Origin of the sequence: Edwardsiella piscicida, from assembly GCF_021733145.1 — a bacterium.
Classification (GTDB): domain Bacteria; phylum Pseudomonadota; class Gammaproteobacteria; order Enterobacterales; family Enterobacteriaceae; genus Edwardsiella; species Edwardsiella piscicida.
Window position 1 is genome coordinate 1,234,743 of sequence record NZ_CP090968.1, and the last position, 21,707, is coordinate 1,256,449.

16 protein-coding genes and 11 tRNA genes are annotated in these 21,707 nt (G+C 61.2%); 12 read left to right on the top strand and 15 right to left on the bottom strand.

The features are described from left to right. Positions 1-18 precede the first annotated feature (18 nt). On the top strand, positions 19-2,046 hold the full coding sequence (gene ligA, locus L1P05_RS05540) for an NAD-dependent DNA ligase LigA (RefSeq protein WP_012848000.1): 2,028 nt from the start codon (positions 19-21) through the stop codon (positions 2,044-2,046). Between the two features lie 131 nt (positions 2,047-2,177). Beyond that, positions 2,178-2,765: a 3-phytase gene (locus tag L1P05_RS05545; protein WP_236888277.1), complete on the top strand. Its 588-nt coding sequence runs from the start codon at positions 2,178-2,180 to the stop codon at positions 2,763-2,765. Between the two features lie 175 nt (positions 2,766-2,940). On the opposite strand, the gene L1P05_RS05550 is transcribed toward L1P05_RS05545, so the two are convergent. The 7 genes from L1P05_RS05550 to L1P05_RS05580 form a co-directional block, all read right to left on the bottom strand. Next, a tRNA-Val gene (locus L1P05_RS05550) sits at positions 2,941-3,016 on the bottom strand. Between the two features lie 141 nt (positions 3,017-3,157). Continuing rightward, a tRNA-Lys gene (locus L1P05_RS05555) sits at positions 3,158-3,233 on the bottom strand. Between the two features lie 3 nt (positions 3,234-3,236). After that, positions 3,237-3,312: transfer RNA gene (locus L1P05_RS05560), tRNA-Val, on the bottom strand. A 34-nt stretch (positions 3,313-3,346) separates the two neighbouring features. After that, positions 3,347-3,422 (bottom strand) — tRNA-Val (locus tag L1P05_RS05565). 35 nt (positions 3,423-3,457) lie between these two features. Then, positions 3,458-3,533, bottom strand: a tRNA-Val gene (locus L1P05_RS05570). 30 nt (positions 3,534-3,563) lie between these two features. Beyond that, a tRNA-Val gene (locus tag L1P05_RS05575) sits at positions 3,564-3,639 on the bottom strand. 39 nt (positions 3,640-3,678) lie between these two features. Then, positions 3,679-3,754: transfer RNA gene (locus L1P05_RS05580), tRNA-Val, on the bottom strand. Between the two features lie 335 nt (positions 3,755-4,089). Between L1P05_RS05580 and gltX the strand changes: the two genes are divergently transcribed. Continuing rightward, the gene (gene gltX / locus L1P05_RS05585; protein ID WP_012848002.1) at positions 4,090-5,505 is read left to right on the top strand and encodes a glutamate--tRNA ligase; all 1,416 of its coding nucleotides are present in this window, start codon (positions 4,090-4,092) and stop codon (positions 5,503-5,505) included. A 70-nt stretch (positions 5,506-5,575) separates the two neighbouring features. Here the strand turns inward: gltX and L1P05_RS05590 are convergent, their stop codons facing one another. Next, positions 5,576-5,920 carry a DNA-binding protein gene (locus L1P05_RS05590; protein WP_012848003.1) on the bottom strand — a complete coding sequence of 115 codons (345 nt, stop codon included), beginning with the start codon at positions 5,918-5,920 and terminating at the stop codon, positions 5,576-5,578. Between the two features lie 248 nt (positions 5,921-6,168). Here L1P05_RS05590 and L1P05_RS05595 point away from each other — a divergent pair. From L1P05_RS05595 to L1P05_RS05610, 4 genes are all read left to right on the top strand, one after another. Then, a tRNA-Ala gene (locus L1P05_RS05595) sits at positions 6,169-6,244 on the top strand. Positions 6,245-6,300: 56 nt separating this feature from the next. Next, positions 6,301-6,376, top strand: a tRNA-Ala gene (locus tag L1P05_RS05600). 46 nt (positions 6,377-6,422) lie between these two features. Next, positions 6,423-6,498, top strand: a tRNA-Ala gene (locus tag L1P05_RS05605). A 46-nt stretch (positions 6,499-6,544) separates the two neighbouring features. After that, positions 6,545-6,620, top strand: a tRNA-Ala gene (locus tag L1P05_RS05610). A 298-nt stretch (positions 6,621-6,918) separates the two neighbouring features. On the opposite strand, the gene L1P05_RS05615 is transcribed toward L1P05_RS05610, so the two are convergent. Further along, entirely contained in the window at positions 6,919-8,103 is a 1,185-nt protein-coding gene (locus tag L1P05_RS05615; protein ID WP_012848004.1) for a NupC/NupG family nucleoside CNT transporter, read from the bottom strand. Positions 8,104-8,495: 392 nt separating this feature from the next. On the opposite strand from L1P05_RS05615, the gene L1P05_RS05620 reads away from it, so the two are divergent. After that, positions 8,496-9,734: an Nramp family divalent metal transporter gene (locus tag L1P05_RS05620; protein WP_015461196.1), complete on the top strand. Its 1,239-nt coding sequence runs from the start codon at positions 8,496-8,498 to the stop codon at positions 9,732-9,734. Here the strand turns inward: L1P05_RS05620 and L1P05_RS05625 are convergent. Further along, on the bottom strand, positions 9,731-10,051 hold the full coding sequence (locus L1P05_RS05625) for a hypothetical protein (protein WP_015683290.1): 321 nt from the start codon (positions 10,049-10,051) through the stop codon (positions 9,731-9,733). The genes L1P05_RS05620 and L1P05_RS05625 overlap by 4 nt on opposite strands. A gap of 374 nt (positions 10,052-10,425) precedes the next feature. On the opposite strand from L1P05_RS05625, the gene glk reads away from it, so the two are divergent. Continuing rightward, positions 10,426-11,391 (top strand): glucokinase, encoded by a 966-nt coding sequence (gene glk / locus L1P05_RS05630; protein ID WP_012848007.1) that lies wholly within the window; start codon positions 10,426-10,428, stop codon positions 11,389-11,391. A 68-nt stretch (positions 11,392-11,459) separates the two neighbouring features. Here glk and L1P05_RS05635 read toward each other — a convergent pair whose 3' ends face one another. Beyond that, the gene (locus L1P05_RS05635) at positions 11,460-11,828 is read right to left on the bottom strand and encodes a MysB family protein (RefSeq protein WP_012848008.1); all 369 of its coding nucleotides are present in this window, start codon (positions 11,826-11,828) and stop codon (positions 11,460-11,462) included. A 296-nt stretch (positions 11,829-12,124) separates the two neighbouring features. On the opposite strand from L1P05_RS05635, the gene L1P05_RS05640 reads away from it, so the two are divergent. From L1P05_RS05640 to mdoH, 3 genes are all read left to right on the top strand, one after another. After that, positions 12,125-12,466 carry a DsrE family protein gene (locus L1P05_RS05640; protein WP_012848009.1) on the top strand — a complete coding sequence of 114 codons (342 nt, stop codon included), beginning with the start codon at positions 12,125-12,127 and terminating at the stop codon, positions 12,464-12,466. Positions 12,467-12,991: 525 nt separating this feature from the next. Then, positions 12,992-14,488, top strand: coding sequence for a glucan biosynthesis protein G (locus L1P05_RS05645; protein ID WP_012848011.1), 1,497 nt, complete (start codon positions 12,992-12,994; stop codon positions 14,486-14,488). Then, the gene (gene mdoH / locus L1P05_RS05650; RefSeq protein ID WP_012848012.1) at positions 14,481-17,042 is read left to right on the top strand and encodes a glucans biosynthesis glucosyltransferase MdoH; all 2,562 of its coding nucleotides are present in this window, start codon (positions 14,481-14,483) and stop codon (positions 17,040-17,042) included. Before L1P05_RS05645 ends, mdoH begins: the two co-directional genes overlap by 8 nt. 544 nt (positions 17,043-17,586) lie before the next feature. On the opposite strand, the gene L1P05_RS05655 is transcribed toward mdoH, so the two are convergent. From L1P05_RS05655 to moeA, 4 genes are all read right to left on the bottom strand, one after another. After that, on the bottom strand, positions 17,587-18,282 hold the full coding sequence (locus L1P05_RS05655; RefSeq protein WP_012848013.1) for an aspartate/glutamate racemase family protein: 696 nt from the start codon (positions 18,280-18,282) through the stop codon (positions 17,587-17,589). A gap of 252 nt (positions 18,283-18,534) precedes the next feature. Continuing rightward, a complete protein-coding gene (locus L1P05_RS05660; RefSeq protein ID WP_012848014.1) occupies positions 18,535-19,011 on the bottom strand; it encodes a hypothetical protein in 477 nt (158 codons plus the stop codon). 401 nt (positions 19,012-19,412) lie between these two features. Beyond that, entirely contained in the window at positions 19,413-20,192 is a 780-nt protein-coding gene (moeB, locus tag L1P05_RS05665; RefSeq protein ID WP_012848015.1) for a molybdopterin-synthase adenylyltransferase MoeB, read from the bottom strand. A 1-nt stretch (position 20,193) separates the two neighbouring features. Further along, positions 20,194-21,432, bottom strand: a complete 1,239-nt coding sequence (gene moeA, locus L1P05_RS05670; RefSeq protein ID WP_012848016.1) for a molybdopterin molybdotransferase MoeA — start codon at positions 21,430-21,432, stop codon at positions 20,194-20,196. Positions 21,433-21,707: the final 275 nt, after the last annotated feature.

Consider the following 21,707-nt stretch of genomic DNA (forward strand, 5'->3'; position numbering starts at 1 on the left):
ATCATTAAATGGTGGCTTATGACTCCCACGATTGAACAACAACTCGAACAGCTGCGTGACGCGCTGCGCCATCATGAGTATCAATACTACGTTTTGGACGAGCCGCAGGTTACCGATGCGGAGTACGATCGCCTGATGGCGCAGCTTAAGCAGCTGGAGGCCGAACACCCGGCGCTGGTGACGGCGGACTCGCCGAGCCAGCGCGTCGGCGGCGCGCCGCTGGCGGCCTTTGGCCAGGTGCACCACGAGGTGCCGATGCTCTCGTTGGATAACGTATTTGATGAGGAAAGCTATCAGGCATTTGACAAGCGCCTGCATGAGCGGCTGAAAAGCGGCGAGCCGCTGACCTTTTGCTGTGAGCCAAAGCTGGACGGGCTGGCGGTCAGCCTGCTGTATGAGCAGGGGATGCTGGTCCGGGCGGCGACCCGTGGCGATGGCAGCACCGGTGAAGATATCACCGCCAACGTGAAAACCATCCGCGCCATTCCGCTGCGTCTGCAGGGGGTGGCGATCCCCGCGCGCATCGAGGTGCGCGGCGAGGTCTTCATGCCGCAGGATGGCTTCGAGGCGATGAACGAAGAGGCGCGCCGGCGCGGCGCGAAGATTTTTGCCAATCCGCGCAACGCCGCCGCCGGATCGCTGCGACAGCTCGATCCGCGCATCACCGCGCAGCGCCCGCTGACCTTCTACTGCTACGGCTCAGGCCTGCTGGAGGGGGGGACGCTGCCGGACAGCCACTATCAGTGTCTGCAGCGCTTTAAGTCCTGGGGACTGCCGGTCAGCGAGCGGGTAAAGCTGTGCTGCGGCAGCGCGGAGGTCTTGGCCTACTATCGCCAGACCGAGCAGGATAGGCCAGGCTTAGGCTTTGATATCGACGGCGTGGTGATCAAGGTGGACGATATCGCCATCCAGGAGCGGCTGGGCTTTGTCGCCCGCGCGCCGCGCTGGGCGACGGCGTTTAAGTTTCCGGCACAGGAGCAGATGACGCGGTTAAACGGGGTTGAGTTTCAGGTCGGCCGCACCGGTGCCATCACGCCGGTCGCGCGTCTGGAGCCGGTGCAGGTGGCCGGGGTGACCGTCAGCAACGCGACGCTGCACAACGCGGATGAGATCGAGCGCCTGGATCTGCGGATCGGCGATACGGTGATCGTACGCCGCGCCGGCGACGTGATCCCGCAGGTGGTGGGGGTGGTGGAGGCCATGCGTCCGCGCGATGCCCTTGAGATCGGCTTTCCGACCCACTGTCCGGTATGCGGCTCTGAGGTGGAGCGGACGGAGGGCGAGGCGGTGGCACGCTGCAGCGGCGGCCTGATCTGCGCCGCGCAGCGCAAGGAGTCGCTGAAGCATTTTGTGTCGCGCCGCGCGATGGATGTCGAGGGGATGGGCGATAAGGTCATCGAGCAGCTGGTGGATAAAGAGTATGTCGCTACGCCCGCCGATCTGTATCGTCTGAGCGCCGGTAAGCTGACCGGCCTGGAGCGGATGGGGCCCAAGTCGGCTACCAAGCTTATCGCCGCCCTCGAGCGCTCACGGGAAACCACGCTGGCCCGTTTTCTCTTTGCGCTGGGCATCCGCGAGGTGGGGGAGGCGACGGCGGCCAATCTGGCCAGCCACTTTGGCTCTCTACAGGCGCTGCGGGCGGCGGATCTGGAGAGCCTCAAGCGCGTTCCCGAGGTGGGCGAAGTGGTCGCTAGCCACATCGTCCACTTTTTGAGTGAGGCGCATAATCGCCAGGTGATCGATGAGCTGATCTCCGACGAGGTCGGCATTCGCTGGCCTGAGGGCGCACCGGCGCAGTCGGCGCCGGCGATCGACAGCCCGTTTGCCGGTAAGACCGTGGTATTGACCGGCTCACTGAGCGTACTGTCGCGCGATGAGGCGAAGGACCGACTGACGGCGCTGGGCGCGAAGGTCAGCGGCAGCGTATCGAAGAAGACCGATCTGGTGATCGCCGGCGAGGCGGCGGGTTCCAAGCTGGCGAAGGCCAATGCGTTGGGCATCGAGGTAATCGATGAGGCGCAGATGCTGCGTATGCTGGGGGCATAGCGGCCCCCCGTCGCCCCTTGGCTGCCGCTTTCGTGAGCAGACAGCGGGCGGTGATGAAGGGATAGGTTAAAGTTGGCGTGCGTTTGCGCCGTTATATATCCCGACGGGCAGCAATCAGTGGAGAGGAAGGTATGGCGTTGGGGCCGATAGATATGGCGGGCGGTATGTCGCCGCAGGCGCACGGCGGAGGACAGCTGAGCGCAGAGCTGTTGGATGCACGCATCGAACGGCTGCTGCAGGCGTTTAGCCAGAGTGAGCCGAGCTCGGCCACCGCCGCGGGACGGGAGTCTCCGCTGACCAGCGCCCAGCGGGGCGCGGCGGCGATGGCGACGGCGTCGACGGGACAGCCGGTATCGCGGGTCACCCTGGGGGAGCACGGCCGCATGCTATCGGAGATGGCTAACGTCGAACGGGCGCTGGAGGTCAAAGAAGGGGCCGATAAGCTGTTTTCGTCCCTGGGTAAATCGACGCTGCAGGCCGATCCGCTGCGCTCACCGCTGGAAAACCAGGTGATCGTTACCAGCCAGCTGGTCGTACCGCCCGAGGGGGCCGAAGACGACCCGCCGCCGGTGACGTCGGTGCTCAACCCTCAGCCGGTCTTTGGCTTTATCCCGGCGCAGTGGATCCCGGGCAGCGTTCGCGCGCAGGCCCGCTCGCCGGCCACGCTGCTGCTGATCGGGATTGTGATACTGCTGATGGTGATCGTGCTGATCTGGTAGCGATACGGGTACGGCGCTGTGGCGCCGTCGTGACGCATGGATAGCCTGTCGCGCGGGGTGGCGTACCGAGGGCATAGCGTGGCGTTTGTCGTGGATAAAGATCGGGAAAGACTGATGTACTAAGGTGGGGTGGAAATCAGGAATGAACGGAAAGGAAAGGAAAGAACGGTCAGATTGGTGGGTGATGACGGGATCGAACCGCCGACCCCCTCCTTGTAAGGGAGGTGCTCTCCCGGCTGAGCTAATCACCCAATCTGTAACCGGTAGGTCAGTACTCTATTCAGCTGGAATTGTGCTGCCGCAGTCTCATTCATAAGATGGCAAGTGCGCGGTGGAACATACCTCAGCGAGGTGAGTCTTTACGCTTAAAAACCATCATTTCATTGAATGAATGGTGGGTCGTGCAGGATTCGAACCTGCGACCAATTGATTAAAAGTCAACTGCTCTACCAACTGAGCTAACGACCCGAGTGGTGGGTGATGACGGGATCGAACCGCCGACCCCCTCCTTGTAAGGGAGGTGCTCTCCCAGCTGAGCTAATCACCCACAACGGTACTGCTGGCGTCCTGCGTTCAAGAAGTGGTGGGTGATGACGGGATCGAACCGCCGACCCCCTCCTTGTAAGGGAGGTGCTCTCCCAGCTGAGCTAATCACCCACTTCTTGAGATGCCGGATTGTTCAGGTTTCAGATTGGTGGGTGATGACGGGATCGAACCGCCGACCCTCTCCTTGTAAGGGAGATGCTCTCCCAGCTGAGCTAATCACCCCTCTGGAAACCTGATTCGCGCAATAAAGATTGGTGGGTGATGACGGGATCGAACCGCCGACCCCCTCCTTGTAAGGGAGGTGCTCTCCCAGCTGAGCTAATCACCCAATCTGTATGGCGCTACACGGCGGGACACTCTAAAAGAGTGGTGGGTGATGACGGGATCGAACCGCCGACCCTCTCCTTGTAAGGGAGATGCTCTCCCAGCTGAGCTAATCACCCCCGCTGTGTGAGGCCGCATTATAGGGAGCCGCGGAAAATGGTCAACGCTTTTTTCAAGAAAAACTGTCGTTCGCCGGAAAAACGCCCAACGTGTCGCAGACTTAGCCAAAAGGGGTGGATTTAGCGTCTTTTCTCCGCCGATCCCGGCGCGGCCGGCGGGTGAGGACGTAGGTCGGCGGCGCAGGCTGACGCTGAGCGCGGGCGCCGCGTGCGGAATTGCCTAACGACGTTGAGGAATTGAGGGGTAATGGTAAAATGCCGCCCACAGATATTTTGCAGCCCGCTTACCTATACTGGGAAAGGGTGGGTAACCTGCGTAACAAGGCCACGTTCACATGAAAATTAAAACCCGTTTTGCGCCCAGCCCGACCGGCTATCTGCACGTCGGCGGCGCCCGTACTGCGCTTTACTCCTGGCTGTATGCCCGCCATAACCAGGGCGAGTTTGTCCTGCGTATTGAAGATACCGACCTGGAGCGCTCCACGCAGGAGGCTATCGATGCCATCATGGATGGCATGAACTGGCTGAATCTGGATTGGGATGAGGGTCCGTACTACCAGACCAAGCGTTTCGATCGCTATAACCAGGTGATCGATCAGATGCTGGAGCAGGGAACCGCCTATAAATGCTATTGCTCCAAAGAGCACCTGGAGCAGCTGCGCGAAGATCAGATGGCCCGTGGAGAGAAGCCGCGCTATGACGGTCGCTGCCGCCATGACCATAGCCACCATGCCGACGATGAGCCGCACGTGGTGCGCTTCCTCAACCCGCAGGAAGGCTCCGTCATTTTTGATGACAAGATCCGTGGCCCGATCGAATTCAGTAACCAGGAGCTGGACGATCTGATCATCCGCCGCACCGATGGTTCACCGACCTATAACTTCTGCGTAGTGATCGATGACTGGGATATGGGGATCACCCACGTTATCCGCGGTGAAGATCACATCAACAATACGCCGCGCCAGATCAACATCCTTAAGGCGCTCGGCGCGCCGGTGCCGGAGTATGCCCACGTTTCGATGATCCTGGGCGACGACGGTAAAAAGCTGTCCAAACGCCACGGCGCCGTCGGCGTCATGCAGTACCGTGACGATGGCTATCTGCCGGAGGCGCTGCTGAACTACCTGGTGCGTCTGGGCTGGGCCCACGGCGATCAGGAGATCTTCAGCGTGGCGGAGATGACGGAGTTCTTTACCCTGGACGCCATCAGCAAGTCAGCCAGCGCCTTTAATACCGAAAAGCTGCAGTGGCTGAACCACCACTATATTAACCATCTGCCGCCGGAGCAGGTCGCCGAGCACCTGGCCTGGCACGTGGCGCAGGCTGGCTATGACCTCGCCAAGGGGCCGCAGCTGACCGAGATCGTGACCCTGCTGGGCGAGCGCTGCAAGACGCTGAAAGAGATGGCGCAGCAGGCCCGCTACTTCTACGAGGAGTTTAGCGAGTTTGACGCCGACGCCGCGAAGAAGCACCTGCGTCCGGTCGCGCGTCAGCCGCTGGCGCTGGCGCGTGTCAAGCTGGCCGCTATCGCTGACTGGCAGGTGGAGTCTATTCACCACGCGATTCAGTCAACGGCCGATGAGCTGGAGGTTGGGATGGGTAAGGTCGGGATGCCGCTGCGCGTCGCGGTGACCGGTCAGGGACAGTCGCCGAGCGTTGACGTGACCATTCACGCCATCGGTCAGCAGCGTGCGCTGGCGCGTATCGATCGCGCGTTGGCGTTTATCGACGAGCGTGCGGCGCAGCAGTAAGCGTCTCTCTCGCGAGAGAGCGAAAACCGGCCTCGGGCCGGTTTTTTTATTGCCGCTCGCCCGCACGACCTCAGTCGCCCAGGCGGCGCAGAAACTCGTTGATGCCGATACGCAGAATCAGCGAGGTGACCTTTTGGCGCTCCTCTTCGCTCATCTGTAGCAGTATGGAATACCACACCTTTTCCGGTTGGCTGCTGCTGATCAGATACTGCGCCTGTTCGTCACGGGCCAGCAGCTCGTCGACCACCTCCTGTGGAAAACTGCTGATGTGATATTCCACCGCTTTGCCCTGGACGCCGCTGCGGCGCTGTCGGCGCCAGCCTTCGGACTTCGCTCGCTGGTTGATGGCCTGCGGGGTCGATGGAAATCCTCCGATGCCGACCAGCTCTTTAGCCGAGTACCACTCCTTGTTCATGCTGCATTCCTGAATAGAGAGAAGTAAGTCGTATCATTTAACTGTACGAGTTACATGTTTACTCAATGTTAGGGGATGACGCCAGACGGAAAAAGGTAAAATTGTGGATCGCTGGGCAGAATTGTTGAGTAAATAGACTGACTTGGCGGCTTTTGCCGCGCTTAACGCAGGAAAGGTAATTAGCCGTTGACAGTGCCGGTAGCCTTGCCCTATCATGCGCCCCGTTCCCGCGATGAAGCGGTGTGTACGGGGCTATAGCTCAGCTGGGAGAGCGCTTGCATGGCATGCAAGAGGTCAGCGGTTCGATCCCGCTTAGCTCCACCACTCTTTTCCAGAGAGAGTGGGTAAGGTACACCGGGTTTGGGAACGACCACTAACGTGGGGCTATAGCTCAGCTGGGAGAGCGCTTGCATGGCATGCAAGAGGTCAGCGGTTCGATCCCGCTTAGCTCCACCAAATTTACCCGGCAGGCGTTAGCCTGTGTCAGGGGCCACGGTTACGTGGGGCTATAGCTCAGCTGGGAGAGCGCTTGCATGGCATGCAAGAGGTCAGCGGTTCGATCCCGCTTAGCTCCACCAAACTTACCCGGCAGGCGTTGGCCTGTGTCAGGGGCCACGAATACGTGGGGCTATAGCTCAGCTGGGAGAGCGCTTGCATGGCATGCAAGAGGTCAGCGGTTCGATCCCGCTTAGCTCCACCAAAATATCAGGCCGACAGCGATGTCGGCCTTTTTTTGTCGTTTTATTGCCCTTTCTCTGCGGTTTTGCGCGCCGCGCCGGGTATCCTCCGCTTCTTAGCCTCTAGCCTCTAGCCTCTAGCCTCTAGCCTCTAGCCTCTAGCCTCTAGCCTCTAGCCTCTAGCCTCTAGCCTCTAGCCTCTAGCCTCTAGCCTCTAGCCTCGCCTCCCTATGGACTCAGGGAACGGCGGGTGAGCAGGGGGATAGGGCAACAAAAAAGGCGCCCCGTAGGGCGCCTGGTATCGCGATAGCGTGGGGAAAATTACAGGAACAGACCCGCGATGGACGCAGAGAGAATGCTGACCAGCGTAGAGCCATAGACCAGCTTCAGACCGAAGCGGGAGACCACGTTACCCTGGTGCTCATTCAGCCCCTTGATGGCGCCGGCAACGATACCGATGGAGGAGAAGTTGGCGAAGGAGACCAGGAATACCGACAGGATCCCCAGGCCGCGCGGCGACAGCTCACCGGCGATTTTCTGCAGATCGATCATGGCAACGAACTCGTTGGAGACCAGCTTGGTGGCCATGATGCTGCCGGCGTGCAGGGCTTCACCGCTCGGGATCCCCATGATCCAGGCAAACGGGTAGAACACGTAGCCGAGGATACCCTGGAAGCTAATGCCAAACAGCGTGTCAAACAGGGCGTTGACGGCCGCGATCAGGGCGATAAAACCAATCAGCATGGCAGAGACGATGATCGCCACCTTAAAGCCGGCCAGGATATATTCCCCCAGCATTTCGAAGAAGCTCTGTCCTTCGTGGGTGTTTTTCAGCTGAAGATCCGTCTCACCCTCAACAGAGTAGGGGTTGATCAGGGACAGCACGATAAAGGTGCTGAACATGTTCAATACCAGCGCTGCCACCACATACTTGGGATCCAGCATGGTCATATAGGCGCCGACGATGGACATCGATACGGTAGACATCGCCGTTGCCGCCATGGTGTACATGCGGCGCTCTGACATTTTGCCCAGCACGTCTTTATAGGCAATGAAGTTTTCAGACTGGCCGAGGATCAGCGAGCTGACGGCGTTGAAGGATTCCAGCTTGCCCATGCCGTTGATCTTGGACAGAACGGTACCGATAGCGCGGATAACGATCGGCAGGACACGGATGTGCTGCAGGATACCGATCAGCGCAGAGATGAAGACGATCGGACACAGAACATTCAGGAAGAAGAAGGCCAGGCCTTTATCACTCATGTTACCGAAGACAAAGTTGGTACCTTCCGCGGCGAACTTGAGCAGCGTCTCGAAGAAGCCAGAGAAGCCTTTGACGAACCCCAGGCCGATGTCGGAGTTCAGGAAGAAGTAAGCCAGCAGAATTTCCACCACGAGCAACTGAATAATAAAGCGCACGCGGATGCTCTTGCGGTCATGGCTGACCAGCAGGGCGAGTACCGCCACCACCACAAGGGCCAGTAAAAAGTGCAGAATGGGGGACATACTTTGCTCCAAATTATGAGGCAGGCTAAATTTCGCAGCTAATTCTATGTAACGCTGGAACTAAAAACGAGACATTGATTGCATTTATTGAAATTGTTTTCACTTGGTAAGTAAAAAAAGTTAGAAAAGTAACAAAGCTACGCAGAGGCTGCGGGGAGGAAGGGGAACGCATAACGGCCACGCACGATATAAACCACGCGGGACGGCGGCTGTGCGAGTGTGATTAGCATAGCAGAATTACGCGGTGATTGTCCTTTGCTGTGAAATTATTTTCAGCTGCTCATTGAATATACCGATTGCAGGGATAGGTATTAACGTAAAAACGCAGTTGATAATCATTATCACCTATCTATACTGAGAGGTAATAGAAACAACGGCAGTAAGGGCATCCTATGTTAAACACGCGGACCGTAGACGGCGTCACACGCTCCCCGGCGCGCCGGATTAAGATCTCACTGATGGGGCCTGCCTTCATTGCCGCCATTGGCTATATCGATCCGGGTAACTTTGCCACCAATATCCAGGCCGGCGCCTCATACGGCTACACCCTGCTGTGGGTCGTGGTATGGGCTAACCTGATGGCGATGCTGATTCAGCTGCTGTCGGCCAAGCTGGGGATTGCGACGGGAAAGAACCTGGCAGAGCATATCCGCGATCGTTTCCCGCGCCCGGCGGTATGGGCCTATTGGGTACAGGCCGAGATCATCGCGATGGCCACGGATTTGGCGGAGTTTATCGGCGCCGCCATCGGCTTTAAGCTGCTGCTGGGCGTCAGCCTGCTGCAGGGGGCGGTACTGACCGGGATCGCGACGTTTCTGATCCTGGGGCTACAGCGCCGCGGCCAAAAGCCGCTGGAGCTGGTGATCGGGGCGCTGCTGCTGTTTGTCGCCGCCGCCTATATCGTCGAGCTGGTCTTTTCGCGGCCAAGCGTGGCCGGCCTGGCTAAGGGTATGCTGCTGCCGGATCTGCCGACGCAGAATGCGGTGGTGCTGGCCGCCGGCGTCCTGGGGGCGACGATTATGCCGCACGTTATCTATCTGCACTCGTCGCTGACCCAAAAAGGCGGCCAAGGTAGCCGGGCGGAGCGCTATGCGTCAACCAAGCTGGACGTGGCGATAGCCATGACCATCGCCGGCTTCGTTAACTTGGCCATGATGGCGACAGCGGCGGCGGCCTTCCACTTTAACGGGCACAGCGGGATCAGTGAGCTGGATCAGGCGTACCTGACGCTGAAGCCGCTGCTCGGCGAGGCCGCCGCCACGATCTTTGGCCTGAGCCTGGTCGCGGCGGGTCTCTCATCGACGGTGGTGGGGACGCTGGCGGGGCAGGTCGTCATGCAGGGATTCGTCCATTTCCACATTCCGCTGTGGCTGCGCCGCGCGGTGACCATGCTGCCGTCGTTTATCGTGATCCTGGCCGGCCTGGATGCCACCCGTATTCTGGTGCTCAGTCAGGTTTTACTGAGCTTCGGGATCGCCCTGGCGCTGCTGCCGCTGCTGGCCTTCACCGGTAACCGTGCGCTGATGGGGGATATGGTCAATAGCCGGCTGGTGCAGGCGCTGGGAAGGGTGATCGTCTTTCTGGTGGTCGGACTTAACCTGTACCTGCTGATCACCATGCTGGCCGGTTAATCGTCATCATCATCGTCATCATCGTGATGGCGATGCCAGATCGGGCGACGCCCTTGGTCGTCCCGATCGCCGCGCCATTTCCGGTGGCGCAGCGCGTTCTCCGGCCAGTCATCCAATGGTTCCAGCGCTTTTTCCGACCAATCATTCAGCGGCTCTAGGGCATTTTCCGACCAGTCGTCCAGCGGCTCCAACGCCTCCTCCAGCGGATTATCGACGGACAGTTTGACCCCCGGCAGCAGGTGCAGATCCGTGTCGGCCTGCAGGGGGGCACTGAGCAGCCACAGCGCCGCCAGCAATAGATAACCATGTTTTGCCATTTCTCTCTCCAGATACATCGAGCCGCAGCGGGATATCGCCCAGTGTAGCGGTTTTGTTCCCCCGTCGGTGGGGCGCAGAGGCCGTCGATGCCTTTTTGAGAGTTATCCGTATGCCGGAGACGTCGCTAAATAGGTCCACCGCGTCGCCTGTGCTAGGCTGAGCGACGCGCGCGTGTGAGGTTGGGGGCCGGTGCTCGCAACGAAGGCGGCGGGTCAGACTGTGCCGCTAGGGGGATGAGGCGCAGGGATGAGTCCCCCGCCGTCGGATGATGGCATACTGCGCGATGATAGACATAGGCGCTCCGTCGGTGCGGCGGGGTGGCAGAGACGATCCCGCGCAGAGGCGGGCAGAAAGATAAGGGGAGTGACGGAAAATGAGCCGTTTTGCGTTGGTTGGCGATGTGGGCGGGACCAATGCCCGCCTGGCGCTGTGCTGTCTCGACACCGGGTGTCTCCAGGCGGTGCAGAGCTACCCGGGACAGCAGTTCGATAGCCTGGAGTCGGTCATCCGGACTTACCTGCAGGCGCAGGCGGTATCGGTGACGTCGGCCTGTATCGCGATCGCCTGCCCGATCACCGGCGATCGCGTGGCGATGACCAATCACAGCTGGGCGTTTTCCATCAGCGCGATGCAGCGTTCGCTGGGGTTGGCGCACCTGTCGGTGATCAACGACTTTACCGCGGTCTCCATGGCGGTGCCGGTGCTCCCCGCGGAGAGTCTGCTGCAGCTGGGCGGCCAGACGGCGCAGCCCGATCGGCCTATCGCCATCTACGGCGCCGGTACCGGGCTGGGCGTCGCGCACCTGATCCGGGCCGGAGATCGCTGGATCAGCCTGCCGGGTGAGGGGGGACATGTGGATTTCGCGACCGGTAGCGATGAAGAGGACGCGCTGCTGACGGCGCTGCGCGCCGACCTGGGGCGGGTCTCCGCCGAGCGGGTGCTCTCCGGCCCCGGTCTCGTCAATTTGTATCGCGCCGTCGCCCGGGTTGCGGGGCGGACGCCGCAGTCCCTGACGCCGCAGGAGGTCAGCGAGCGGGCGCTGGCCGATCGCTGTCCGGACTGTCGACGGGCGCTGTCGCTGTTCTGTGTGATGATGGGGCGCTTTGGTGGCAATCTGGCGCTGAATATGGGCACCTTTGGCGGGGTGTATATCGCCGGCGGGATCGTGCCGCGTTTTCTGGCGTTTTTCCGCGACTCCGGCTTTCGTCAGGCGTTCGAGGACAAGGGGCGCTTTAAGGCGTATCTCGCGCCGATCCCGGTCTTTCTGATCGTGCACGACAATCCCGGTCTGCTTGGCGCCGGCGCCTATCTGCGTCAGCAGCTGGGCACTCGTCTTTAACGCGCCATCGCCGCATCCCGCAGCGGGGTGCGGCACCAGGGCGGCGCGCTGTCGACGAGCGCCGCGGATCAGTTCTGCTCATCCCACTCTGCGGCGGCGCTTTCGCCCTCTTCGCTGTCCAGCGGCGGCTGGTACTGAAAGTCGTCGTCGTCCCACTGATAAAGGGTGCTCTCCTCCTGCCACTCCTCGGTGATTTCGCCGTCGTCATAGTCGTCGTCAAAAATCGCCTGCGCCGCGGCGCCAAAGAACAGCGCGACGCCGTCGCCCTCCTCCTGCGTATCCTGATGAAACTCGGCCATCCACAGGGTATCGCCGTCCTGCAGGATATATTTTTGCAGGTTAAGCTGACTGACCTGCGGGGTATCGTCGTCATGTTCGGCTAAAAATGCCTCACGCGCGGCGTCGATGGCTTCATCCAGCGTTAGATACATATCCATGGTGTGCTCCTTCCGGTCGGGTAAAGAGGGGAGGGCCGTCGAGCGGGTGCCCGCGACGGCGACGATCCTGATGATGTTTTATTGTTGACGGAATTCGCAGAGCTGCAAGGCGCGTGGCAAAAAATTTACTCGGCGCGGGCTGACTAACCTATGGGGGGACAATGACATACGCCGTATTGGCTGCTATGGTCAGACGGGAGCGGTACGGCGGCAGGCCGTGCGCACCGCATTTTTTAGTGAATAACGCGGCCTCCGGCGATCGGCCGGGGGCGCTGCTTTAGATAAGGTTAACGCTGATGCAAACCATGAAAGTGATTTTTCACGTCTCTGAGGCTGCCAACTGTCTGCACGCATTCAATAACGCCCGTAACCTGATGGCGATTCGCGATGGTCAGCCGACGGAAATTCATATTCTATTCAACGGCTCGGCCATCAGTACGCTGCTGGCGGACAGCGAGGAGTCGCCGCGCTGGGAGACGCTGCAGATGCAGGGGATCGTGCTGTTTGGCTGCGAGAATAGCATGCGGGCGAACGGGATCTCCGCCGATCAGCTCTTGATGGGGGTACAGACGGTGCCGGCGGGAATGCTGTCGCTGGTGGAGCATCAGCAGCAGGGTTTTCTGTATATTAAACCCTAAGCACGATCCGCAGGCGGAGCCTTCCGCCTGCGCTAAATGAGAAAGCCTTTCATACTGTCTCAAATTAACGACAATCCAATTTGTTCCTCTGTCGCAAATTAACGACAATTCAGGCGATCGTCCGAAAAATATTTTATGGATAAAAAAACGCTTTCTGGAAACTTATTATGCTGCACTCTATTCAGGTGTGCATTTTTAAATCTACAGCGCAAATAGTTTAGCCGCTAAATGGTTAAAAGTGGACAGAAGTATTAGCAGTGGAACTATTTTAATTTATTGTTTTTTATGTAAAATTGTTCAGCGTTTCATGCGCGTGGCTGGATGCGCCGGGCCGATGGCCCCGCGAGTATTATCCGCTTGTTGTCTGTAGGGTAACTAATCCATTACTATAGCCGCAGCAAGTAACTTAATTACCATGTTTTTAGGTTTGGTTGAGCACCATCAGGGGGGTATGTGCTTACACGTTTAATCTCCATCCGGCCGACATCGCGCTCTGTTTCCGGGCTGGCTGTATCAATGTTAATGATGTTTGCCAGCGCGCAGGCGTGGGCATTTTCATTGGATGACGTTGCCGCACAGGCACAGAAGCTGGCGGAGCAGTCTTATAAGGCACCCAAAAGCAATCTGCCGTCCGAGTTTCGCAATATGAAGTTTGCTGATTATCAGCAGATTCAGTTCAATAACGACAAACTGTACTGGACAGGGCAGAAGAACCCGTTCCGCCTGGCCTTTTACCACCAGGGGATGTACTTCGACACGCCGGTGAAGATCAATGAGGTAACGGCGACGTCGGTGAAGGAGATCAAGTACAACCCGGATTACTTCAACTTTGGCTCCGTTAAGCATGACAAGGATGCGGTGAAGGATCTGGGGTTCGCCGGGTTTAAGGTGCTTTACCCGATCAATAAGGCGGGTAAAGACGACGAGATCATGAGCATGCTCGGCGCCAGCTACTTCCGCGTGATCGGTAAAGGGCAGGTTTATGGCCTGTCTGCCCGCGGCCTGGCGATTGACACCGCGCTGCCTTCTGGCGAAGAGTTCCCGCGTTTCCGCGAGTTTTGGATCGAGCGTCCGAAGCCGCAGGATAAGCACCTGGTGATTTTTGCCCTGCTGGACTCACCGCGTGCGACCGGCGCCTACCGCTTTATCCTGCGTCCGGGGACGGATACCGTGGTGGATGTGCAGGCCCGCGTCTTCCTGCGCGATAAGGTGGGCGTGCTGGGCATCGCTCCGCTGACCAGCATGTACCTGTTCGGCGCCAATCAGCCGTCGCCGACGGTGAACTACCGTCCGCAGCTGCATGACTCCGAGGGGCTGTCGATCACCTCCGGCAACGGCGAATGGATCTGGCGTCCGCTGAATAACCCGAAACACCTCTCTGTCAGCACCTTCAGCGTCGACGACCTGAAAGGCTTCGGCCTGCTGCAGCGTACCCGCGACTTCAGCGCCTATCAGGATCTGGATGACCGCTACGATCTGCGTCCGGGCGCCTGGATTGAGCCGCGCGGCAACTGGGGTAAAGGTAAGGTTGAGCTGGTTGAGATCCCGACCGCCGATGAAACCAACGACAATATCGTCGCCTTCTGGATCCCGGAGAGCCTGCCGCCGATCGGGAGGCCGCTGGACATGGCCTACCGCCTGATCTTTACCCGCGACGAGGCCAAGCTGCATAACCCCGATCTGGCCTGGGTGAAAAGCACCCTGCGCTCCGCCGGTGACGTGAAGCAGTCCAACCTGATCCGCGAAGCGGACGGCAGCACCGCGCTGCTGGTGGACTTTGTTGGCCCGGTACTGAAAGGGCTGGAGCCGGATGCGCCGGTAACGACGCAGGTGACCACCGACGACAATACCAAGCTGCTGGAGAACAGTCTGCACTATAATCCAGTGACCAAGGGATGGCGTCTGACGCTGCGCTTCAAGGTTAACGATCCGAAGAAGCCGGTGGAAATGCGCGCTTATCTGATCAAGGACGGTAAGCCGCTGAGTGAAACCTGGAGCTATCAGTTACCTGCCAATGAATAAATCTCAGGAAAATGCCAACGCCTATCTACAGGCGTTGGCGCCGGGCGCGGAGCAACGGGCCGCGCTCGATCAGCACCTTTCCCATCAGCCGCGCTCCGTGGAGGATGTTCATCTATCGCTCGCCGGTGCGGGCGCCGATGCCGGCGAAGGCGCCGACGCGGCGCTGCGCTCGGTGGCCGCCCGCCTCGATTTGGGCTGGCGCGAGGGGGAGCATAAGCGAGCGGCGCTGGTGCAGGATCAGGCGGGTCATACCGCTATCAAGGCCATGCCGACGATCCGCCGTACCTCCATGTTCCCGGAGATCTGGCGCACCAACCCGTTCGTCCGTCTGTGGGAGCGACTGCTGGGGCGTACGCCGCCGCCCAAGCATACGTTTCAGAGCCATCAGGAGGCCGAGGCCGACAAGCGCTGGCGCCGGATGGGCTCTCTGCGTCGCTGGGTGCTGCTGCTGCTGACCTTTGGACAAACGGCGATCGCCACCTGGTATATGAAGACCATCCTGCCCTATCAGGGGTGGAATATGGTCGATCCGATGTCGATTTTCCACGGTAAGCCGCTGATGCAGTACACGCTGGAGCTGCTGCCCTATGCGCTGCAGTTCGGCATACTGATCCTGTTCGCCATTCTGTTCTGCTGGGTTTCCGCCGGCTTTTGGACGGCGCTGATGGGTTTTTTGCAGCTGCTGATCGGGCGAGATAAATACAGTATCTCCGCCAGTACCGTCGGCGATGAGCCGATCGATCCGGCGCATCGGACCGCGCTGATCATGCCTATCTGCAACGAAGACGTCTCGCGGGTGTTCGCCGGGCTGCGCGCCACCTATGAATCCGTGGTGGCGACCGGCCAGCTGGCGCACTTTGACGTCTTTATCCTGAGTGATAGCAGCGATCCGGACATTTGCGTGGCCGAGCAGAAGGCCTGGATGGAGCTGTGCCAAGAGGTCGACGGCGCGGGGCATATCTTCTACCGCCGCCGCCGCCGCCGCGTGAAGCGTAAGTCCGGCAACATCGACGACTTTTGCCGTCGCTGGGGCGGAAACTACAGCTACATGGTGATCCTGGACGCCGACAGCGTGATGAGCGGTGAGTGCCTGACCGGACTGGTTCGCCTGATGGAGGCCAACCCGACCGCCGGTATCATCCAGACCGCGCCGAAGGCCACCGGTATGGATACGCTGTATGCGCGTATTCAGCAGTTTGCTACCCGCGTATACGGTCCGCTGTTTACCGCCGGTCTGCACTTCTGGCAGTTGGGGGAGTCCCACTACTGGGGGCACAACGCGATTATCCGCGTGAAGCCGTTTATCGAACACTGCGCCCTGGCGCCGCTGCCCGGCAGCGGGACGTTTGCCGGCTCGATCCTCTCCCATGACTTCGTCGAGGCGGCGCTGATGCGTCGCGCCGGCTGGGGTGTCTGGATAGCCTACGATCTGCCTGGCTCCTATGAGGAGCTGCCGCCCAACCTGCTGGATGAGCTGAAGCGCGACCGTCGCTGGTGTCAGGGCAACCTGATGAACTTCAGGCTGTTTTTCGTCAAGGGTATGCACCCCGTGCACCGCGCGGTGTTCCTGACCGGGGTGATGTCTTACCTGTCGGCGCCGCTGTGGTTCCTGTTCCTGATGCTGTCGACTGCGCTGCAGGTGGTGCACACGCTGATGGAGCCGCAGTATTTCCTGCAGCCGCGTCAGCTGTTCCCCGTCTGGCCGCAGTGGCGTCCAGAGCTGGCTATCGCCCTGTTCTCGACGACCCTGGTGCTGCTGTTCCTGCCCAAGCTGCTGAGCGTGGTGCTGATCTGGGCCAAGGGGTCGCGTCAGTTCGGCGGGCCGCTGCGTCTGCTGGCCTCAATGCTGCTGGAGATGCTGTTCTCGGTGCTGCTGGCGCCGGTGCGGATGATCTTCCACACCGTCTTTGTGGTCAGCGCGTTCCTTGGTTGGTCGATCACCTGGCAGTCGCCGCAGCGTGACGACGACGCCACGCCCTGGAGCGAGGCTTTCCGTCGCCACGGATCGCAGATGCTGCTGGGGCTGGTCTGGGCCGGGGGCATGGCGGTGCTGGATCTGCGCTTCTTATGGTGGCTGTCGCCCATCGTGGTGTCGCTGATCCTGTCGCCGTTCGTCTCGGTGATCACCAGCCGTCGTACCCTGGGGCTGCAGTGCAAACGCGCCAAGCTGTTCCTGATCCCCGAGGAGTATCAGCCGCCGGTCGAGATGGCCGCCACCGAACGCTATGTGGCGCTGAACCATCAGCGTCTGCTTGACGATGGCTTTATGCACGCCCTGCTGGATCCGCTGTATAACGCGCTGGCCTGCGGTATGGCCACGGCGCGTCACCGCAATCATCCGCTGATTGCCCGCGACAGGGACGCTCGGGTGGCCCATGCGCTGGCCGAGTCGCCGCGAACCCTGGGCAAGGCGGAGCGTCTGACGCTATTGAGTGACCCGGTGGTGATGGCGCGTCTGCATCAGGCGCTGTGGGCCGATCCGGAGCGCTACAGTCAGTGGCATACGGCCTACCGTCAGCTGGCGCCGGCCTACCGTCTGTCGACCTCCGCGTGACGGCGCCGGAATTCAGCCCCATGCGTGTGCGGGGCTGAACCGATAAGCTAACCCCCTGTGAGCGCTATGCTGGCAGGGGGTTTTTCTATGGTGCGTGATGCTGAATGGCGTCTCAGAAAATGCCGCGCTAGCTCTCCGGCGACGTCGCTGACGGTAGTATCGTGGGCGTACGCCGAGAGGCATCGGCGGCCTTATCCCGCGGATGTTGAATAGGCCTTGCCGTGAGGGCGGAATGGGGTGCGATCCGCGCCCGCTGAACACACGCTGCGTGAGCGCCCGGTGCTGACGAGCGGCCTTGAATAGCCGATAGCGGCGCAGGGGAGCGAGACGGGAGCGGGCGAGCTATACCGCCGAGGTGCCCAGCGGCGGCGGAGCGCTCAATGGATACATCTGCGTTATTTGGATTTTACCGCCCATACTCGCCGGGGCGCCGCTGACCGATGCACACCGCGATAGTGGCCGGCGAGGGAGTGCGGCCCCGGCGTTTTCTGGATGCAGCGCTTCGCACGCGAGACGGCGGCGCGCATGGCGGCGGCCGCTGAACTTAACGGGCGAGAATATACTCCGCCGCGGCGTGCGCGTGGATCGCCGTGGTGTCAAAGACCGGCACCGTGGCGTCCTGTGGACCGACCAAGAGGCCGATTTCGGTACAGCCGAAAATAATGCCCTGCGCGCCCTGCTGCTCCAGGCTGCTGATAATGCGCCGATACTCCTGGCGCGACGCATCGAGAATGCGCCCCAGGCACAGCTCCTCATAGATAATCCGGTGTACGCTGTCGCGATCCGCTGCTGCCGGCGTCACCACGTCAATGCCAAACTTATCCTGTAGCCGCCCGCGATAAAAATCCTGCTCCATGGTAAAACGCGTGCCCAATAGCCCGACGCGGCGGATATGTTGCCGCTGCACTTGTCGCGCCGTCGCGTCGGCGATATGGATCAGCGGCAGGCCGCTGGCCTGCGCTACCTGCTCAGCCACCTTATGCATGGTGTTGGTGCAGATAGCGATCGCTTCGGCACCCGCCGCGCGCAGCGATGTCGCCGCCTGTGCCAGAATGTGCCCGGCGCCTTGCCAATCGCCGCAATGCTGCAGTTGCTCGATTTCATGGAAATCTACGCTGTACAGAACGATTTTTGCTGAGTGTAAACCGCCCATCTGCGCTTTCACGTGTTCGTTGATCATCCGGTAATAGGGAATCGTGGATTCCCAGCTCATCCCGCCCAACAGTCCCAGTACTTTCATATTTCTCCATTTCTCCAGGGATCAACGCCATATACGAATGACATTACCTGAGCTATCACGGATTAACAACGGGTTACTTTATTGCCGACGCGTTAGTCGATACCGCATGAGCGGCGCTGACATCCGTTCAGTATTGCCGCCGATCGCCCGACGTTTTCGATGAGCCTCTCGTCCCCGGTTAACGCTGTGCCCGACGCCCCTTGAGGCGCCGTCGTGCGTCGGCTCGGGCTTTGGCACCGCGCCGCGGCAGGCTCAGGGCGCGCGGTAGCGGAGAGTCTGGCGCAGCAGATAGCGGGTGCTCAGCGTTCTCTCCTCGCCCTGGACCACGGCGTGCACCTGCTCCTGTTTGGCTATCAGGCGGCAGTTCCCGGCGCTGTCCCAGCGCTGGCAGGTCATCAGGTAGGTGATGAAGGGGGTTTGCGTCAGTCCGCCCAGATCTCGGCCATCGGCGGTAAAGCGCGAGCTGGAGAGGCCGTTGTGGCGGATAACCAGACGCAGTCGGCCGTCAGGGCGGTAGAAGTAGAGCCCGTAGCCCGGCGACTGCCCCAGGGAAAGGTAGAAGCGCACCCGGCCATCCGGGGTATAAACGTAGTATTGGCGGGTGATGCCCAGGGTACCGTTACCCGCTTCTACCTGGGTCGCTTTGGTGATCCGCCCGGCGGCATCGCACTTATAGACGCAGACCTGCTGGCTGAGGGACTGCGTTTGCCCCATCTGCAGAGCAACCACGCTGCGGCTGATCCAGCCGCCCCAGCCATCGCGATCCAGCTGGCTTTGCCACAGCGGATTGGGGCCATAGCCTTGCCAGGCGGCGCTGATTTGCCCGTGCTCGTCGAAGGTAATCCGCAGATCGCGCTCCAGACCCCCTCGGACTGGATGACCTCCTGCTGCACGTCGCGCACGGCGCCGAGCAGATCGCCCTCCAGCAGGATAATGTTATTGGAGCGGACCCGCGCCTCTGCTCGCGGGTCTGGCGTCGCGGCCAAGATCTGCGGCGGCAGTAGCAGGATGCCGACGCATAGCAGGGCGGAGCAATGATTCATGGGGACTCCAGGGGGGGACCCGGCGGCAAGCGTAAGTGAATAGAAAGAGCGTAACACCGGCGGGAGAAAAGTGTTACGCCCACGGCGTCAGCCGGTGCTCTGGCTCCCGCAGATCTCGCACGCCGGGCTGGCGGTCAGCGCCATGCTGCGCCACTGTGAGGCCATGGCGTCGTACAGCATCAGGCGCCCGCGCGGGATCTCCCCAAAGCGACACAGCAGCTTGATGCACTCCATGGCCTGGGTCGCGCCGATGATCCCGACCAGCGGCGACATGACGCCCGCCTCAACGCAGGTGAGGGCGTTAGCGCCGAACAGGCGGCTCAGACAGCGATAGCAGGGCTCGCCCGGCTGGTAGGTGAAGACGCAGACCTGCCCCTCCATACGGATGGCCGCGCCGGAGATCAGCGGAGTCGCCGCGCCGCGGCACAGGCGGTTGAGGCACTCGCGGGTTTCGACGTTATCGGTGCAGTCCAGCACGGCGTCGACCTGCGCTATCTGCTGCGCCAGCGCGGTATCATCCAGGCGATGGGCGACGGCGGTCAGCTGAATGTGGGGGTTGATATCGGCCAGCGCTTGCCGGGCCGAGGCCACTTTATCCATCCCGATGCGCGCGTCCGTATGCAGGATTTGCCGCTGCAGGTTAGACAGCGAGACGGTATCGAAGTCGAGCAGCGTCAGGTGGCCGACGCCGGCCGCCGCCAGGTACTGGGCGGCGGCGCAGCCCAGCCCGCCGAGGCCGACGATCAGCACTCGGCTGGCCTTGAGGCGCTCCTGGCCGTCAAAGTCAAAGCCGCGCAGTACGATTTGGCGGTTATAGCGCAGGGTTTCCGCATCGCTCAGCGGAGGCAGCGGTACAGGATCGCCCATCTCAGCTCCTCAGCAGCGGGTTGAACAGCTCGACATCCACCGTCTCGCCGGCGGCGACGGCGCCGCGCTCACGCTCCAGCACGATAAAGGCATTGGCCGCGGCGAAGGAGCTGAAAACGTGGGACCCCTGATGACCGGTGCTGCGCACCTCCAGCTCTCCCTGGGCATTGCTGCTGACGATGCCGCGCTGAAAGTCGAGACGCCCCGGCGCCTTTTTCAGCGGGCTCAGGGTGCGGGCCTTCAGACGCGGCGGCGCCTGCCAGTGGCTATGGCCGGAGAGACGCGCCAGCAGCGGCTGCACCAGCTGATAGAACGTGACGGCGGCGGAGACCGGGTTGCCCGGCAGACCGCAGAACAGCGCGTGGCGCAGGCGGCCAAAGGCAAAGGGTTTTCCCGGCTTCATCGCCAGCTTCCAAAAGCTGATGGTACCGACCTCATCGAGGATCTGTTTAGTGAAGTCGGCCTCGCCAACGGAGACGCCGCCGCTGCTGATCACCAGATCGGCCTGCGCATCGGCGCGGCGGAAGGCGTCGCGCAGCGCCTGCGGATCGTCGCGGACGATGCCCAGATCGAGGATGTCACAGCCCATCTGTTTGAGCATCAGGGTAACGGCAAAGCGGTTGGTATCGTAGATTTGCCCCGCCGCCAGCGTGCTGCCGACCGGCTGCAGCTCATCGCCGGTGGAAAACAGCGCGACGCGCAGGCGGCGTAGGACTCGGACGTGGGCGATCCCCAGCGAGGCCAGCAGCGGCAGCTCGGCGCAGCCCAGGCGTACGCCGGCGTCCAGCACCACGGCGCTGCGGCGGATATCTTCGCCCACCAGGCGAATATTTTGCCCCGGCTGCGCGGGATGGCTAAAGCTGACGCCCTGCTCCCCCAGCTGGGCCTGCTCCTGCATGATCACCGCCTCGGCTCCCGCCGGCACGGCGGCACCGGTCATGATGCGTATGGCGCTGTGCGCCGGCCAGTCGCCTTGAAACGGTGCGCCGGCAAACGCCTTACCGGCGATGGGCAGCGGCTGAGCGCTGCCCAGATCGGCCAGTCGTACGGCATAGCCGTCCATCGCGGAGTTGGCAAAGGGCGGTACATCCAGCGGTGAGACAATGGGCTGTGCGCTGATGCGCCCGGCGGCGTCGGCCAGGGAGACCTCTTCGTCATCGGCGATCGGCTGAGCGTCGTTCAGCAGTCGATCCAGCGCCTGTTGCAGGGAAAGCAGATCCGGGGGGGTACAACAATCCATCGTAATCTCCGACGTGATCACCCGCCGGCGGCGGGATGATAAGTAAACGGTGGGCCCATTATGGCAGATTATCGCCCCGGGGAGAATCTGGCCCGGCCGCGCGGCGCGGGGGAGGGCGCGTTGCGCAGCGGCGCGGATTTCTGCGATAGGCAATAACGAATTTACCGCGCGCGATCACGGGCGACAGCGGCGCCCGGTGCGGGTGAGCCAGCGCGCCGGCGTTGCGCTGGAATACACGGATCGCGCGCTTGGCCGTCGGCAGAGGGGATTGCGCT